We start from the raw sequence: 14820 nt of genomic DNA, 5'->3' as shown, positions 1-14820 counted from the left end.
CTCTCTACTTTTTTACTTTTGAGGAGGTGGCCCGGCTGGCTGAGTACGTGTCGAGGATGCCGCGGCACGTCTCCGAGGAGCTTAGGGGGTGGCGGTGGAGCGAGCCCCCCCTTCTCCACACCTCGGCGGTCTACCTCTCCTTCAGCGACGTGTCCTACGGCGTGTGCCCCACGGGGAGGGACGTCTACCTCAGGCGGGTGGCTAGGGTGAAGTCGCAGGTCCTCCCGCCGGAGGTGGAGGTGGGGTACGTGGTCCACGCGGCCTACTCCGCCGCGGTGGCGTCGGCGAAGATGCTGGCCCTCGCCGGCGTCGCCACGGGGCAGGACTTTATAGACTCCATGAGGGCGAGGTTTGAGGAGTTTATCCACGGCCTCTACGCCAGCCAGCGGTGGGGCCTCACCAGGGAGGAGGTGTTCAAGACGGCGTGGCCGGTTTGGGACCACGCCTCGGTTATTTTCGGAGGCGCGCTGGAGAGGGGGAGGGCCAAGAGGCTGTCCGGCGACTCCCTCGCCGCCTACGTCGCGCCCTTCCACGTGGAGTACCCCGTCGAGGGCTACCGCCTAGGCCTCACACAGGGCTACGTAGACGCCTTGTTGCCCCCGGCGGTGCCCGTCGAGATCAAGGTGGGGGCCGCCGCGCACTGGCACCGGGTGGAGCTGGCGGCCTACGCCCTGGCTCTCGAGGCCACGCTCCACACCCCAGTTGACTTCGGCGTGTTGGTCTACGTCCAGCCGGAGCCCTTCCACTACTACTACGCCGTGGTGCCCATAGGCGACTCCCTGAGGCTGGAGTTCGCCGAGGCCCGGGACCGCAAGGCGAGGCTGGTGGAGTCCGGCGTGGACCCGGGGGCTCCGGAGAAATGTTCAAAACAGTGCCCGTACTACCACTACTGTGAGGTGGCTGGTGCTGGACGGCTGGGGGGAGCGGCTGTACTTCCGCAGAGGCGTCTTCGTCTTGGTGAAAAAGGACGGGAAGGTGGAGGTGGCGCCGCCTCAGGTGGACTCCATAGTGGTGGCGGTGCCGGGGGCGGCTCTGAGCGCCAAGGCCCTGGCCAAGGCGGCTGAGTTCGGCATCGACGTGGTGCTGATGCCGGGGTGGAGGCCGGTGGCGAGGCTGGTCCCCGCCCGCTACGCCCCTCCGGTGGAGCTCTGGGTGAGGCAGGCCGCGGCTTACGTCAAGCGCCGGGTGGAGCTGGCGAGGAGGTTCGCCCAGGGGAAGCTGGAGAACCAGTCAGCCCTCCTCAGACACTACGCCAAGATGCACAGAGACGCCAAGCTGGCCAAAGCCGCGGAGGAGGTTCTGGGCTACGCCAGGGCCCTCAACGCCGCCAGCTCCGTGGCGGAGGTGAGGCAGATGGAGGCCGCCGGGGCGAGGATATACTGGAGTGCCTACAAAACCCTCGTCCCGCCCCACCTCGGCTTCAAGAAGAGGCTCAAGCGCTACGACCCCGGGCCCGTGGACCCGGTCAACGCCGCGCTGAACGTCGGCTACGGCCTCCTCAAGAAGGAGTGCTGGAGGGCCCTCCACCTCGCCGGCCTCAACCCCCACATCGGCTACCTCCACAAGCCCCGGAGGGCCCAGCCCGCCCTCGTGTACGACCTGGTGGAGGAGTTCCGCCCCGCCGTGGACAAGGCCGTCCTAGCCCTCGCCAGGAGGGCCCCCAGCGCCCTCCTCGACCCCGCCAAGAGGCTTGAGGAGATGGTTAAAACCGCCGCCGCGCTGAGGGAGGACATCCAGCGCCAGGCCCGGTCCCTAGCCGCCGCCATAAGAGACGGCCTCGGCTACGTGCCGTGGAGCTTGAAGTAGGCGCTACGTCACCACGAGCCCCCCGTCCCACTCGTACCTCACGTCGCCGACAACAGAACGCGTCTTGTAGCACGCCCCCGTCAGGAGGAACACCTGCACGTTCACCCCACGCCGCCCCCTCACCAGCCCCGCCAGCCCCGCCTCCACCTCACGCTTAAGGGCGGTGGAGCCAGGCCCAATAAAGGCAGGCCGCTGAACTCTCACAAGCCCCTTAGACTTGAGAAAATCCGCAACCCTAACCCGCAACTCGTCATCAGAAATGTCGTAGATAACCAAGAGATACAGCTCCACACCAAACACCCCCCCCCCTTTAAAAACATTAAGAAGCAACCACAGTAAAACCCCCCATATAAAAACTCTTATAGAGAGATTTCAAACCGCTGGATAAATTTACAAACTAAAAAGAAAATTATAAATTTAATAAAAATCATGCGCTTTAGAAATATCAAAATCGAGAAAAATCCCCCAGACACCTACTCAGACAATTTGATATTCCACTTTTAAAAAATATATCTTTTCTATAAACCTACCCAGTGTTTTGGGTGGCGCGCCGTGGCGGCCGCCTTAGCCTAAACCGCGCCGTGTAAAAGTCTCGACGGCACACGAAACATTTATAAAAGAGCAAAAACCAAAATCCCAAATAAAAACCCACAGAAGAACCTACAAAAGAATTGAAACAATAAGTAGCCTGGCGTGGTACAAAACGTACTCATATCCAGGAAGAACCTACAAAAGAATTGAAACTCTATTTCTCTGACCAGTTCTTCAGGCAACAGCCTGTAGAAGAACCTACAAAAGAATTGAAACACCCCCAACCCCCAAGCGAATCCCATCCACAGACGTAAAAAGAAGAACCTACAAAAGAATTGAAACATCCACATTTCTATAGTTGCCACGATCTGTGACTCCATGGGAAGAACCTACAAAAGAATTGAAACTAAAATATCAACTAAGCGATAAGGCACTAAATCCAGCCTAATGAAGAACCTACAAAAGAATTGAAACTTGTAATCTTTTTGGATGTAGATGTATGGCGTCTTCGAAGAACCTACAAAAGAATTGAAACTTGTAATCTTTTTGGATGTAGATGTATGGCGTCTTCGAAGAACCTACAAAAGAATTGAAACTTGTAATCTTTTTGGATGTAGATGTATGGCGTCTTCGAAGAACCTACAAAAGAATTGAAACTTGTAATCTTTTTGGATGTAGATGTATGGCGTCTTCGAAGAACCTACAAAAGAATTGAAACTAAAGCTACGTGGCCAAATACAAAATTGTTGGTTATGAGAAGAACCTACAAAAGAATTGAAACGTCCACCTGGCATAGGCCATATTCTGAGACTCAGCATGAAGAACCTACAAAAGAATTGAAACTTTACGCTAGTTGCAACGTGGGGCACGAGCTACAAGTGGTGAAGAACCTACAAAAGAATTGAAACCCACACTGAGTCGTATGATACACACTCCATGACCCTAAACCCGGAAGAACCTACAAAAGAATTGAAACCCGCATATCCTAACCACATCACGCAAAGAATTAGCAAGAAGAACCTACAAAAGAATTGAAACCCGCATATCCTAACCACATCACGCAAAGAATTAGCAAGAAGAACCTACAAAAGAATTGAAACTAATGTACTCATATCCAGTTCGACTTGATTTTGACGGCCTCGGAAGAACCTACAAAAGAATTGAAACATGTCTATGAAAAAGTTTTCTTTGGGGTTTTTGGGGGAAGAACCTACAAAAGAATTGAAACCTTAGCTATGCCAACGAATGCGCCTCTATCTGCTTTCCTGGAAGAACCTACAAAAGAATTGAAACTTTTTCTTGTTGTGGCTCGGCGTGGCGCGCGTATTCTCTTGAAGAACCTACAAAAGAATTGAAACTGCATTTATTTCCTCGGCGATTTGGGGTAGGATTTTGGTGGGGGGAAGAACCTACAAAAGAATTGAAACCGCGCCTGCATATCTCATCTGTCTCTCTGTGTCACTTTCTTACGAAGAACCTACAAAAGAATTGAAACTTAGAGTAAGCAGAGTGTATATCCCACGTTCACGCATTGATCTAGAAGAACCTACAAAAGAATTGAAACTTAGCACTTCCTCAGCGGCATATGCTTTAGACCACCCCCCGTGAAGAACCTACAAAAGAATTGAAACGCTAGATATGGTCTGCCAGTAGCGCCAAATACCTTGAAGAACCTACAAAAGAATTGAAACTACAAAGAGTTGACTTTTATTGAGAGAATTATTTTGTTTTAGAAGAACCTACAAAAGAATTGAAACGAGTCGACGGCGTCGAGTATACGGGCTCCGCGGTGGAGTGAAGAACCTACAAAAGAATTGAAACTTGATATTAATCTCAACAACACCTCCACCCTCCAGCACTAGAAGAACCTACAAAAGAATTGAAACCTGCAATATCAGACCCCACATCCCTATTACTGATAATGTCTGTGAAGAACCTACAAAAGAATTGAAACATAAATTAACTTCGTGTACACTCAGACCGCCGTGAGGAAGAACCTACAAAAGAATTGAAACCAGTAGGCATTGTTGCTGTGGTGATTGTGAACAAGTCCTCGATGAAGAACCTACAAAAGAATTGAAACCTGAGTTGTGGCTTAAACACGACGCGACATCAATACCTCTGGAAGAACCTACAAAAGAATTGAAACAGGAAGGTAGTCAAGGTGCTCAGACGCAACGGAGGCGTAGAGGAAGAATCTACAAAAGAATTGAAACTCTCATAATCATAAGCACACAGCCACTCGCTGAAATCATAAGGAAGAACCTACAAAAGAATTGAAACTCCGGGGTCCTGCCGTGGAGGACTGGCACTATTGGCAGGTCGAGAAGAACCTACAAAAGAATTGAAACCCGTTGCACTTGTACGCAACTAGGAGCGGTACGTCTCTGATGAAGAACCTACAAAAGAATTGAAACTTGCTATTCTGCGTATGCTCTCGTACAGCTCTTTAAGCCTGAAGAACCTACAAAAGAATTGAAACCCATTCGGGGGATCTAAGTTGATCTTCTCTAATATAATCCTGGAAGAATCTACAAAAGAATTGAAGCGCGATATACGTCGTGTTGAGGTGCATCATATAGTCTTGATGCTGGGCTCCCTTTGGGGTGGTTGGGGTGTCTGTGGAGGGGTGTGGTTTGGGACGTGTTTGAAGTCTGGGGGGTGGGGGCTCAAGGTTCTTAGAGTGGAGTGTTAGGTGGTTTTAGTTGTTTTTCTGTTTTTGTGTGGGGTTGTGCGCGTTGGGTTTGTCGTGGCTGTGGTTGAGGCCGCGGGGTTGGCTGGGGTCTTAGGTGTGGGTTTTTGGTGTGGTGGGGTGCTGGGGGTGGGGGCCTTCTGGGCGCCGTGTCTGGGATTGTGGTTGACGGCTTTGGATAGAGTGTGGTAGGGGTGGATGTGGCGTGGCCCAGGCGGGGTTTTGCTCCCCTCTTTGGGATTTGGCCGTGGTTGTGGCTGTGGGTTTTTCTGGCTTCTGGGTGGGGGGGGGCCATGTGTCTTGGCGGCGGTGGGCGCCGGTTTGGGGCTGTCTTCCTCTTGTTATCTGCTGTCGATAATGTGGAGTGTCTAGAGAGATGGGGACGGCCTGGCGGCCGCCGTGTTGTTGATGGTCGGGGGCTGTGTTTTTCGTGTGTGGTTGCTGTTTGGGTTTTGGCTGTAGCCTCGGCGGTGTCTATCTGCGGGTGGGTTGCTGGCGGTGGTGGTTGGGGGGTGGCTTCCGGCTTTGTTGGGTTAGTGTTTTAATGCGTTGAGGGTTTCTTCCATTTCTTTATTCCATTTTGTTCTCTGTTTTAGGGCCTCGGCTCTTTCTCTGAGTTCTTTTAGAAGTAGCGCGGTGTCTCTAGCCGCTTCTTCTCTATTTCGATATTTGCTTAGCGCCGTGTCTGGGTCTGGGCCGTGGTGTTGGTAGTCGTGGAGGTTTAGTGCTGTGTTTGTGCTGTGTGTAATTCCCACGTGGCCGGCTTCTTCTAGCATTTGGGACAGCGCCTTTATTCTACCTGTGGGGAGGCGGGGCTCAACAAAGCTGCTAGAAGCGCTGTCCACGCCTGGAAGGCCTTGCCGGCGGTGTTTCTAACGAGGCCCCTCTTTAGGAACTCCGCCGCCAGACGCCCCTTGGCTAAGGCTTCCAAGAGCCGGGCCGAGGCGCAGTCCTCCGAGGAGGGCTTGGGGAGGGGCCTCTCCAGAACCTCCATAGACATGGGTTAAACCTGGCTCAGCTATATATCCTTTGGCGACGCATCTAGCGCCTTGACTGGGCTTCGCTCTGCACGCGGCGGGTGTTCTGAGTGTGGTCTGTAGTTGTATTGAAGGTTTTGGCTCCTCCTGGTGGCCGCCTGCGGCGGGGCCTTGGAAGCGGGGCGGTGCGGAGCCGTGGTGGCTGTGGGTGTACCGGGCGGCGGATCTCGGGGGGCTGGGGGGGTGGTGTGGTCTAATCTTTTTATTGGTGTTTGTGGTGTTGTGTGTGGATGAGCTTTTTGAGCTTGTGTCTCTGCTCGCGGCGGTGGGTGATAGGGCGGCTGAGGCGCCTCCGCCGTCTGGGGGTTGGGTGGAGCTGGCGGAGGGTTGGTGCGATTTTTATGAGGTGAAGTGGGAGTCTTCGCCTCCGCCTGGCGATGTGCATGGTCTCGACAGCCATTCTGTTGTTGTGGAGTTTGAGGGTGTTTCTGTGATTGTGACTACTGGGGCTTTGGTGGGCCGCTGTTCGGCTTTTGTGCCTGGGGTGTCTGCGTCGTGGCTGGGGGTGAGGCTGAATTTTAGGGGTGGTGGGGATTTGCTGGGGGGGTCTAGGCTGTACTACAGGTCGAGGTTTTTGGATAGGGTTTTTGACGTGGATTTCGACTTGGAGGCGGCTAGGGACGAGGTTAGGTATCACGTGGAGGAGGTGCTGGCGCGTGCCTGGGACGGGGGTGGGGTGTTGCTTATCGACGGCCCCCTCTTCCGGGCGCTCGACGTGTTGAGGAGGGGCGGGGCCTACGCCTTTCTCTACTCGGAGGTGTACCGGAGGCGTTTTGAGCTTCTGCGGGGGAGGCGGGTGGTGGGGGTGGTTAAGAGGGTGGACCAGTCTGCGTATCTGGCTAGGTGCGTCGGCGTCGGCTCAGACGACGAGGTGGCGGCGAGGAGGCTTCTGGAGGGGAGGCCCGGGTTTGTGGGCCCCGTCGTGGTTAAGTGGGGGGACTTGGTCAAGTACATGTACTACGTGGGGGTGCCGAGCGCCAAGGGGGTGAGGGTTTTGAGGGTCGAGGCCTTTGACCCGTCCCTCGCGAGGGAGGCGGCCACCTGGCTCGGGTCTCTTGCTGACCACGTGGGGGTGCCCGTGCCCATATCCGCCGCCGACAGGCTCGCCAGGCGTCTAAACGCCGCCGCGGTGAGGCTCCTCTACTCCGCCTCTCCTGTGGAGCCCACGTACAGGGGGCTGGAGGCGGTGGCGGCCGCGGCTAGGGAGCTATGACTTACCTCCTCGCCGCGGCTGGGCTTACAATTTTGAGGAAGATGGGAGTCGACAACCCGGCGGGGCTGGTGGCGGCTAGGCTGGATAAGTACGGCGACAGGTGCCCGCAGCCGTCTCAAGTGCCCGAGCTCCACGCCGCCGAGGTCCTGGGGGGGCGCCTGGGGGCGCGGGTGGGGCTGGAGCTGGTGGCCACGGACACCCCCGAGTCAGTCGCCGCGGCCCGGCTGATTCTGCTCTGCGCCAGGGTGTCGGGGGCGGCGGAGCCCCTGGGGTTTTACACAGTCAAGAGGTTCGCCCCGGGGGACTACCAGGGGGTGGCGGAGTTCCTGCGTCTAGCAGTCGAGAGGCTCCGCGCCGCCGGTGGGGGGTACGTCTCCATCACCTCCGGCTTCAACCTCCAGGTGGTCTACCTCGCGCTGGCGGGGTGGCTGGCGGGGGCAAAGGTGATATATGTAGACGAGGGGGGCAACCTATTCGAGGTGCCGCATGTGGAGATATGCCGCCTGCCTCATGAACTCGGCGGAGCGGCCGCCGAAGGCGACCAGTGACGTGAACTCCTAGTGGCGTGGGGGGAACTCCCCGCCCTTCAGGAGAGGTGGCCTGTCGATGTCACAATTGGTGGAGGCCTCCGGTTCTCGCATTAAGAGCGCAGTGCTCCGCGGGTGGTGGGGCGTGGCTTGTGGTTGCGTGTCTGGCCTCCCCCGGCGGCTTTGGGGCGGGCTGTGGGTGTGGTGTGATTATTTTTAAATGTGGTACATGTCTGTTGCATGGCGGCTTTTCCCAGGGTGTTTTTGGGGGTTACTGTGGGGGTGTCTCTCCTGTCTAACGCCGCGAGGAGGGGGATCGTGGATGGGGAGTTGGCCGTATTGAGTCCGGACGACCCTAGGCAGAGTAGATTCGCCGAGTTGTCTATAGATCCTTTTTTGAAGTTCGCGGTTGAGGAGCCTGAGCGTTGTTGCGCCGAGTTGAATACTGTGGTTAAGGCGGCGAGGAGGTGGGACCGCCTCTTCGCGGGGGACGTCGCGGCTGTGTTTTACGCATCCGACACGGGGCAGGGGAGGTTTGTGGCCTCTGTGTTGGAGAGGGCTTTTTGCCAGGTGGTTAGGGCCAGGTCGTGCCGGGCCTCGGCGAGGGTGGTTGAGGGGCTGGGGCGGGATTTCTACGGGGGGCTTCTGAGGCTGGCCCAGGTGGTTAAGTCCGACGTGGTGGAGGCGAGGAGAGGGGGGAGGCTTCCCTATGTGGTGGCCACGGGGGGCTACAAGCCGGAGTCCACCTTCGCGGTTATAGCGGCATACATCGCCGGGGCGGTGGGGGTTTTGTACATCCACGAGAGTTTTCAAGAGGTGGTGATGCTCCCCATGGTGCCTCTCCAGCTGAGGGAGGAGTTGCGGCGGTACGCCCGGGGCGAGGCCAGCGACGCCGAGCTGGTGAGGGCCCTGGGGGTGGATCTCCAGCATCTGAGAGAGGTGGGGGTCTTGGAGGGGGATTCGGTAAGCCGCCTCCTCGCGGAGTTGATGTGACTGACTGCGGCTTCGTCACGAGGCAGTTCCCCTCCGAGGTCTCCCTAGACGCCGCTAAGGTGTACGCAATTTTGACGTGTGAAGCCCCTGTGGGGTCTTACGTCGTGATCGACGCCGGGGGGAGGAGCTATTTGGCCAGGATCTCCGCTGTGAGGGTTGCGGATATATACGCCGTGGCCAACGCCCCGGTACTGACGCCGGAGCAGGAGAGGGCCGTCTCGTTGCGTCTAGGCCCCACCACGGCGGAGCTGGAGCTGATATCTGAATGCGCGGGCGGGGTCTGCGCCCCGCCGGGGACCCCCGTGCCCATCCACGCCCCCCTTAGGAGGCCCCGCGAGGGGGAGGTGGTGAAGATGCTGGGGCTCCCGAGCGGCGGCGTCGCCCTGGGCAACTTGGCTCTGCCCACGGGGGAGGAGCTGAGGGGGGAGGAGGTGTTCCTCCCCATCGACGCCTTGAGGCACCACGTCCTCATCGTCGGCACCACGGGGAGCGGCAAGACCGTCCTCGTCAAGGAGATCGCCTACCAGCTGGCCAGGTGGAGGGCGGTGGCGCTGGACGCGGTGGGGCACTTCTACCACCTCGCCTACGACGGGGTGGAGGTGAGGGTAGTCCTCCCGGTCACCAGGAGGCTCGCCAGGAGGGGGTTGAGGGCTGTGGCCCGGAGGGCCGCGGCTAAGGCGATTTGGAGGGGGAGGGGGAGGTACCGGTGCAGAGCCTTCGGCAGAGGCGGGGTGCTGACGCGGATGGAGCTTGAGGTGGAGGCGCCGCACGGGCGGGGGCGGCTCCAAGTCTATCCCTGGGCCCTTGAGAGCGGGGGCATACTGTACGACCTGCCCAGGGCGATCCCCATCTTGAGCCAGCAGGCCAGGATTTTCTACAAGAGGGTCCTGGAGGAGGCCAAGAGGATGAGCGGCGCCTCCAGGGTAGACGACTTGTTTAAATTCCTCACGTCGCCGGCGGAGGACCAGAGGGGGAGGCCCGCCGTCATGTACGAGAAAATCGGAGCCTCCCTGGGCCTCCACGCAAGCACCATGGAGAACATCGTGAGGGCCCTCCTGGCGCTGGTGGAGACCGGCCTCGTGGACGTGGAGGGGCCGGGGTTCAAGGTGGCGGAGCCCCCCTACAGCCGGGCCCTCGCCGGCTACACGGTGGTGGACATATCCGGCCTGGGCACCCACCAGCAGAGGCTTGTGGTCTACAGAATCCTCGACGCCGTCTACAAGACGGCGAGGCCCGTCACGGCTGTCCTCATAGACGAGGCCCACCTCTTCTTCCCCCAGACGAGGAACGAGGACGAGCAGGCCTTCCTAGAGGCCCACCTAACCCGCCTCACGAGGCTGGGGAGGGCCAAGGGCATCGCCGTGGTCTTCGCCACCCACATGCCCGACGACCTAAACGACGTCGTCATACAGCTCGCCAACACGAAGATAGTCCTCAGAAGCGACCCCCGGGTCTTGGAGAAGCTCGGCGTCCCCCCCGCCGAGAGGAGGTTCCTATCAAAGGCGGAGAGGGGCGTGGCCTACGTACAGAGCTACGCCTACAGACACCCCATATACGTAAAGATAGCCAAAAGGACGACCCACCTGGGGTGACGTGGAGCGCAGATTTCTGAGAGCCACCTACGCCCTCACCCCCGGCAGAGACCTGGTGGTGCAGGCCCTCACCTCGAGAGTCGCCAAGCAGGCGGTGCTCCAGTGGTTCACCTACCCCGGCGCCGGCACCCCCCAGCCCGAGAAGCCCCTAAAGTTCTCCTACCTCCACCACCAGGGCAGGCCCCTCTGGGGAGACGGCGAGACCCCCGTGGCGGTCCGCGGAGGCGAGGTCTACCACTTCCAGGTAGTGGCAGACGTCGACAGGCTCGGCGAGGACCTGGCGCTGAGGCTACTCCAGCCCCCCCGGGAGGTCAAGATATACGGCGCGCCGGCCCGCCTAGAGCTGGCGGAGGCCTCCATCGAGGCCGCCGCCCCCCTACACCCCGGGCGGTACGTCACCGTGCGCTTCAAAACCCCCACCCTCCTCCAGTACCCCAAGCCCCCCCGCGTCAAGGCCCCAACCACCCACACCCTCTACCCCCAGCCCCGCCTGCTCATCCTCAACCTCATCCAGCGGGCGAGGGCCTACGGCGTGGAGGCCCCCCTCTCCCTCTACGTATACGCCCCCTTCGACCTCGTGGAGTCCACCCACGCCGTGAGGCCCGCCGCGGTCTACGTAGGCCCCCACCACGCCGTGGGCTTCACCGGCGTAATCACATACCGCCTAGACGCCCCCGCCAAGAGGGCCAGGTGGATAGCCCAGCTCCTCGGCTTAGCCAGATACATCGGAGTAGGCCACTCCACAGCCATGGGCTTCGGCTGGGTAGAAATCACAACCCAATAAAAACGACAAGCGGAGAAAAACGCAAAAAAGAAACCGGGGAAATGCAACACCCTGATTTCAAACCACTGGATAAATTTACCAACTAGAGAAAAAATACAACAGAAAACAACGACAACACGCTTTAGAAACATATAATCGAATAAGAAGCGCTCCAGCCCCCTCCCATGCACTTGCTCTTTAACTATACAAACATAGTTAATGTTTATCTCTCTACCCAGTGTTTTGGGTGGCGCGCCGTGGTGCCCGCCTTGGCCTAAACCGCGCCGTGTAAAAGTCTCGACGGCACACGAAACATTTATAAAAGAGCAAAAACCAAAATCCCAAATAAAAACCCACAGAAGAACCTACAAAAGAATTGAAACGTTGCCCAGCGCCGACGGTGCGTTGAACCTCGGCACGGAAGAACCTACAAAAGAATTGAAACAAAGTTTATCCTCGACACGGAGGACCACGCCGCGGCGAATATGAAGAACCTACAAAAGAATTGAAACCTTATTATAACGGCCTGGCCGCCGGCACTGCCCGCCGAAGAACCTACAAAAGAATTGAAACTTGGTTTTACGTTATGAAAAGTATCCAGAAGAAACTTTACATAGAAGAACCTACAAAAGAATTGAAACATTTCGGATCGTATCTAAAAGGTGAGAGAATAACGCTAGGAAGAACCTACAAAAGAATTGAAACCGCGAGTGTGGCTATCAGCAGGGCTAGCGCCCTCCCCATAGCCTGAAGAACCTACAAAAGAATTGAAACTGAGTGATACGCACCACGTGCCACCCAGGAATATCACCCAACGAAGAACCTACAAAAGAATTGAAACCTACTATCTCGACGACGGTCTTGATGCTGTCGACTTGTCTGGAAGAACCTACAAAAGAATTGAAACTCGGCTCTTTTCTCCTGCCTCTGTGTACGCTTGTCAGCCTGTGAAGAACCTACAAAAGAATTGAAACTCGCCGACTTCTTTAACCCTTATTGCCATGTCCATAACAGAAGAACCTACAAAAGAATTGAAACTCTTTTTCACGTTCATGCTCTGCGCAGTAGATAATCTTCTTGAAGAACCTACAAAAGAATTGAAACTACGACTTACGCACAGCGTATAGATGCCCATACGGTTCAGAAGAACCTACAAAAGAATTGAAACCACATTCATAACATAGCTCATATCAGAGCCGCGGATATTGAGCCTCGAAGAACCTACAAAAGAATTGAAACTGGATCCAGTAGGCGAGGGCCTGGGCGAAGGTCTCCGAAGAAGAACCTACAAAAGAATTGAAACTGGATCCAGTAGGCGAGGGCCTGGGCGAAGGTCTCCGAAGAAGAACCTACAAAAGAATTGAAACCTAACCTCTACTGACGCTGCCTCCTCCATGATTGCGAGCGCGAAGAACCTACAAAAGAATTGAAACCTGGGCCTTGTCCTCAACCTGACCACCAAGGCCACGTCGCCTGGTCGAAGAACCTACAAAAGAATTGAAACTGATAGAGGCCGTTGTGAAAGGCCGCAGGCAGGTCCCGAAGAACCTACAAAAGAATTGAAACTCGACAACTTCCCAGCCTCCGTCAGCCCACAACCTGATCCAGAAGAACCTACAAAAGAATTGAAACCTAATAGCGTTTTTCACACTGACTTTCAAATCGTTAGTAGCGAAGAACCTACAAAAGAATTGAAACACCCAGCCGCTGTACTCCCTGTCGAGGTGGTAGATGGCCTCGGAAGAACCTACAAAAGAATTGAAACAAAATCACAGTGACGTCCTCCGCCTCCTCCCTCCAAAACATGGAAGAACCTACAAAAGAATTGAAACTCCCGCAAAATCTCGATATTCCATAGCCGCTTAATTTCGCTGAAGAACCTACAAAAGAATTGAAATACGCTTATGACAGAGGACGTTGTGGGTAAGCCGCCGCCCCTCTTGAAGAACTTATAAAAGATTATAAAAGATATTGAAACGTAACTACTGTGTTTGAGGATGTCGCTGGGACAACGTCGGCGATGATGCTTTGAAGGAATTGAAATTTGGATGAACGGCCTCTTTAATGTTGAGGGGGCTGGTGGTTGACTGCGGGAGCTTTGCCTGGCGGAGGGGGTTGGCGGCGTGTGCTATGTGTCTGTCGCTGTGTCTGCGGTCTGTGGCGAGGGTTATTTTGCCCACGTCGTAGCCGATTTTGTAGTAAATCTTGGTGTGTTGTGGCGCCGCCGCGTCGGGGTTTGCGTAGGCGAGGCTTGTTGCGTCTGTTAGCGGCCTTCTAGCCGTGGCGGGCGGAGAGGCGGGGCTCCACTTGTCCTTATGCGGTTCTCATGTCTGGGACGTGGTGGCTCTGTTAAGGGGGTAGGTGGGTCTTCTGTGTTTTGTTGGTGGGGTGTGGGGGGTGGGTGGTTACTCTTCTTCGTAGGTGGCGGGGCATTCGGGTGGGTGTTGGTTTAGGTGTCTGTAGATCTCGGCGGCCGCGGGGGCAGATTATGAGGTCTAGCTTGTCGGAGGAGGTTCTGGGGAATTCTAGGTCTGTTAGCTCTCTTTTGTACTGGAGTACTGTTTTTATGGGCGTGGCCTCGGCTGTCAGCCTCTCCACAAGCTGGCGGAGTTTCTGGTCTGGATGTGCGCTTGACCTGCCCGGGATTTTGAAGCCTAGCTCTCTCAGGGTTGAGGTCTCTCTGACGAGTCTGCCTGGGTCGTAGTTGAAGAGGGCGAGGGGCTTTATCTCGATGCCGGCGCTTCTCAGCCTTCTCAACATTCTTATCGTCCTCGTGATCTCTGTAACTGTGGGCCTCAGCGTGACGACTGCGACGTCGGCGGCGGCGACGGCGGCTACCGTGTACCTCACGTCGAAGAAGGGGGCGGTGTCTATAACCACGTGGCTGTACCTCTCCAAGGCCTGGGACTCCTTTAGGAGCTTCGCCAGCCTGTCCCTACCTCCAAAGAGGAACCACTTCTCTACCCTCGCCGCGAGGTCTCCCTCGTCGTCTTCGCCGGGGGGTAGCAGAGCTACGTTGGAGATGGCCTTGGCGGCCGGCCCGGGGCGGGTTGCGTATTTCTCGACGTCAACTCTCCTCCCCCGGTCGAAGTCGAGGTCCATGTGGTAGAGGGTCTTTCCCTGCTGGCATAGGTCTCCGTAGCCGCTGTCGCCCAGCGCCCTTAGGGTCAGCCCGGCGGTGGGGTCCAGGTCGACAATCAGCACACTCCTCGGATCGGCGAGGGTGTGGGCTGCATAGTAGGCGAGGGCTAGGGCGACTGTGGTCTTCCCGGCGCCTCCCGACGCCGATATGACGGCTACGGTGGGCATAGCGACGCGTATCTCCCGTCTACCGCCACTACGTGGATGCAGATATCTAGCCTCAGCGCCTTGAGGAGCTGGACGTATTTCTCAAAGAGGTCTGCCCTCTCCCTCAGCACGTGGACGAGGTGCGGCCGGAGGCCGGCGGCCTTCAGCACCAGGGCCTGGCCCACTCCGTCGTGAGGCTCCGCGTCTAGCTTCACCTCGTAGGCCTCTGAGCCCGCCGCCACGTCTGCCCTCACCGTAATGCCGTGTGCCAGCACCTCCACCTCCCGGCGGCCCCTCACGAGGGCGGCCAGTTCGTCTCTGACACATCTCTCGTCTACGCAGTGCTGAATGTAAAGATGGAGCCTCTCCATTGTCTAG

Annotated in this window: 12 protein-coding genes, 1 pseudogene and 2 CRISPR repeat arrays; of the genes and pseudogenes, 9 read left to right on the top strand and 4 right to left on the bottom strand. The window is 56.9% G+C overall.

Features of this window, described 5'->3' with window-relative positions:
- The first annotated feature begins 26 nt into the window (after window positions 1-26).
- Both cas4a and cas1 read left to right on the top strand, forming a co-directional pair.
- The gene (cas4a, locus tag P186_RS04665; protein ID WP_158307130.1) at window positions 27-1064 is read left to right on the top strand and encodes a type I-A CRISPR-associated protein Cas4/Csa1; all 1038 of its coding nucleotides are present in this window, start codon (window positions 27-29) and stop codon (window positions 1062-1064) included.
- Entirely contained in the window at window positions 958-1806 is an 849-nt protein-coding gene (gene cas1 / locus P186_RS14240; RefSeq protein WP_237179479.1) for a CRISPR-associated endonuclease Cas1, read from the top strand. Before cas4a ends, cas1 begins: the two co-directional genes overlap by 107 nt.
- 3 nt (window positions 1807-1809) lie before the next feature.
- On the opposite strand, the gene cas2 is transcribed toward cas1, so the two are convergent.
- On the bottom strand, window positions 1810-2097 hold the full coding sequence (gene cas2, locus P186_RS04655) for a CRISPR-associated endonuclease Cas2 (protein ID WP_202944975.1): 288 nt from the start codon (window positions 2095-2097) through the stop codon (window positions 1810-1812).
- 362 nt (window positions 2098-2459) lie between these two features.
- A CRISPR array of direct repeats spans window positions 2460-4886; the repeat unit is 25 nt; unit sequence GAAGAACCTACAAAAGAATTGAAAC.
- Window positions 4887-5068: 182 nt separating this feature from the next.
- Here cas2 and P186_RS13800 point away from each other — a divergent pair.
- Window positions 5069-5221: a hypothetical protein gene (locus P186_RS13800; RefSeq protein ID WP_158307129.1), complete on the top strand. Its 153-nt coding sequence runs from the start codon at window positions 5069-5071 to the stop codon at window positions 5219-5221.
- A 341-nt stretch (window positions 5222-5562) separates the two neighbouring features.
- Here P186_RS13800 and P186_RS04650 read toward each other — a convergent pair.
- Window positions 5563-6029 (bottom strand): annotated as a pseudogene (locus P186_RS04650) (PaREP1 family protein).
- A 263-nt stretch (window positions 6030-6292) separates the two neighbouring features.
- Here P186_RS04650 and P186_RS04645 point away from each other — a divergent pair.
- The 6 genes from P186_RS04645 (at window position 6293) to P186_RS14565 (ending at window position 13341) form a co-directional block, all read left to right on the top strand.
- A complete protein-coding gene (locus P186_RS04645) occupies window positions 6293-7279 on the top strand; it encodes a DNA double-strand break repair nuclease NurA (protein ID WP_148682728.1) in 987 nt (328 codons plus the stop codon).
- Window positions 7276-7827: a CRISPR-associated protein gene (locus P186_RS04640; protein ID WP_014288275.1), complete on the top strand. Its 552-nt coding sequence runs from the start codon at window positions 7276-7278 to the stop codon at window positions 7825-7827. The genes P186_RS04645 and P186_RS04640 overlap by 4 nt, the downstream gene beginning before the upstream one ends.
- Before the next feature lie 219 nt (window positions 7828-8046).
- A complete protein-coding gene (locus P186_RS04635; RefSeq protein WP_014288274.1) occupies window positions 8047-8799 on the top strand; it encodes a putative CRISPR-associated protein in 753 nt (250 codons plus the stop codon).
- Complete coding sequence (locus P186_RS04630) at window positions 8796-10391, top strand: ATP-binding protein (RefSeq protein ID WP_014288273.1); 1596 nt, start codon at window positions 8796-8798, stop codon at window positions 10389-10391. The genes P186_RS04635 and P186_RS04630 overlap by 4 nt, the downstream gene beginning before the upstream one ends.
- 1 nt (window position 10392) lies before the next feature.
- Window positions 10393-11175, top strand: a complete 783-nt coding sequence (gene cas6, locus P186_RS04625) for a CRISPR-associated endoribonuclease Cas6 (RefSeq protein WP_014288272.1) — start codon at window positions 10393-10395, stop codon at window positions 11173-11175.
- A 337-nt stretch (window positions 11176-11512) separates the two neighbouring features.
- Window positions 11513-13052: a CRISPR direct-repeat array (repeat unit 25 nt; unit sequence GAAGAACCTACAAAAGAATTGAAAC).
- 166 nt (window positions 13053-13218) lie between these two features.
- A complete protein-coding gene (locus P186_RS14565) occupies window positions 13219-13341 on the top strand; it encodes a hypothetical protein (protein ID WP_257719879.1) in 123 nt (40 codons plus the stop codon).
- A 162-nt stretch (window positions 13342-13503) separates the two neighbouring features.
- Here P186_RS14565 and P186_RS04620 read toward each other — a convergent pair whose 3' ends face one another.
- Window positions 13504-14463 carry a ParA family protein gene (locus P186_RS04620; protein ID WP_014288267.1) on the bottom strand — a complete coding sequence of 320 codons (960 nt, stop codon included), beginning with the start codon at window positions 14461-14463 and terminating at the stop codon, window positions 13504-13506.
- Window positions 14451-14813, bottom strand: coding sequence for a hypothetical protein (locus P186_RS04615; protein ID WP_014288266.1), 363 nt, complete (start codon window positions 14811-14813; stop codon window positions 14451-14453). Before P186_RS04615 ends, P186_RS04620 begins: the two co-directional genes overlap by 13 nt.
- Window positions 14814-14820: the final 7 nt, after the last annotated feature.

Origin of the sequence: Pyrobaculum ferrireducens (genome assembly GCF_000234805.1) — an archaeon.
Classification (GTDB): domain Archaea; phylum Thermoproteota; class Thermoprotei; order Thermoproteales; family Thermoproteaceae; genus Pyrobaculum; species Pyrobaculum ferrireducens.
This window is presented reverse-complemented; position numbering and strand designations above follow the sequence as displayed.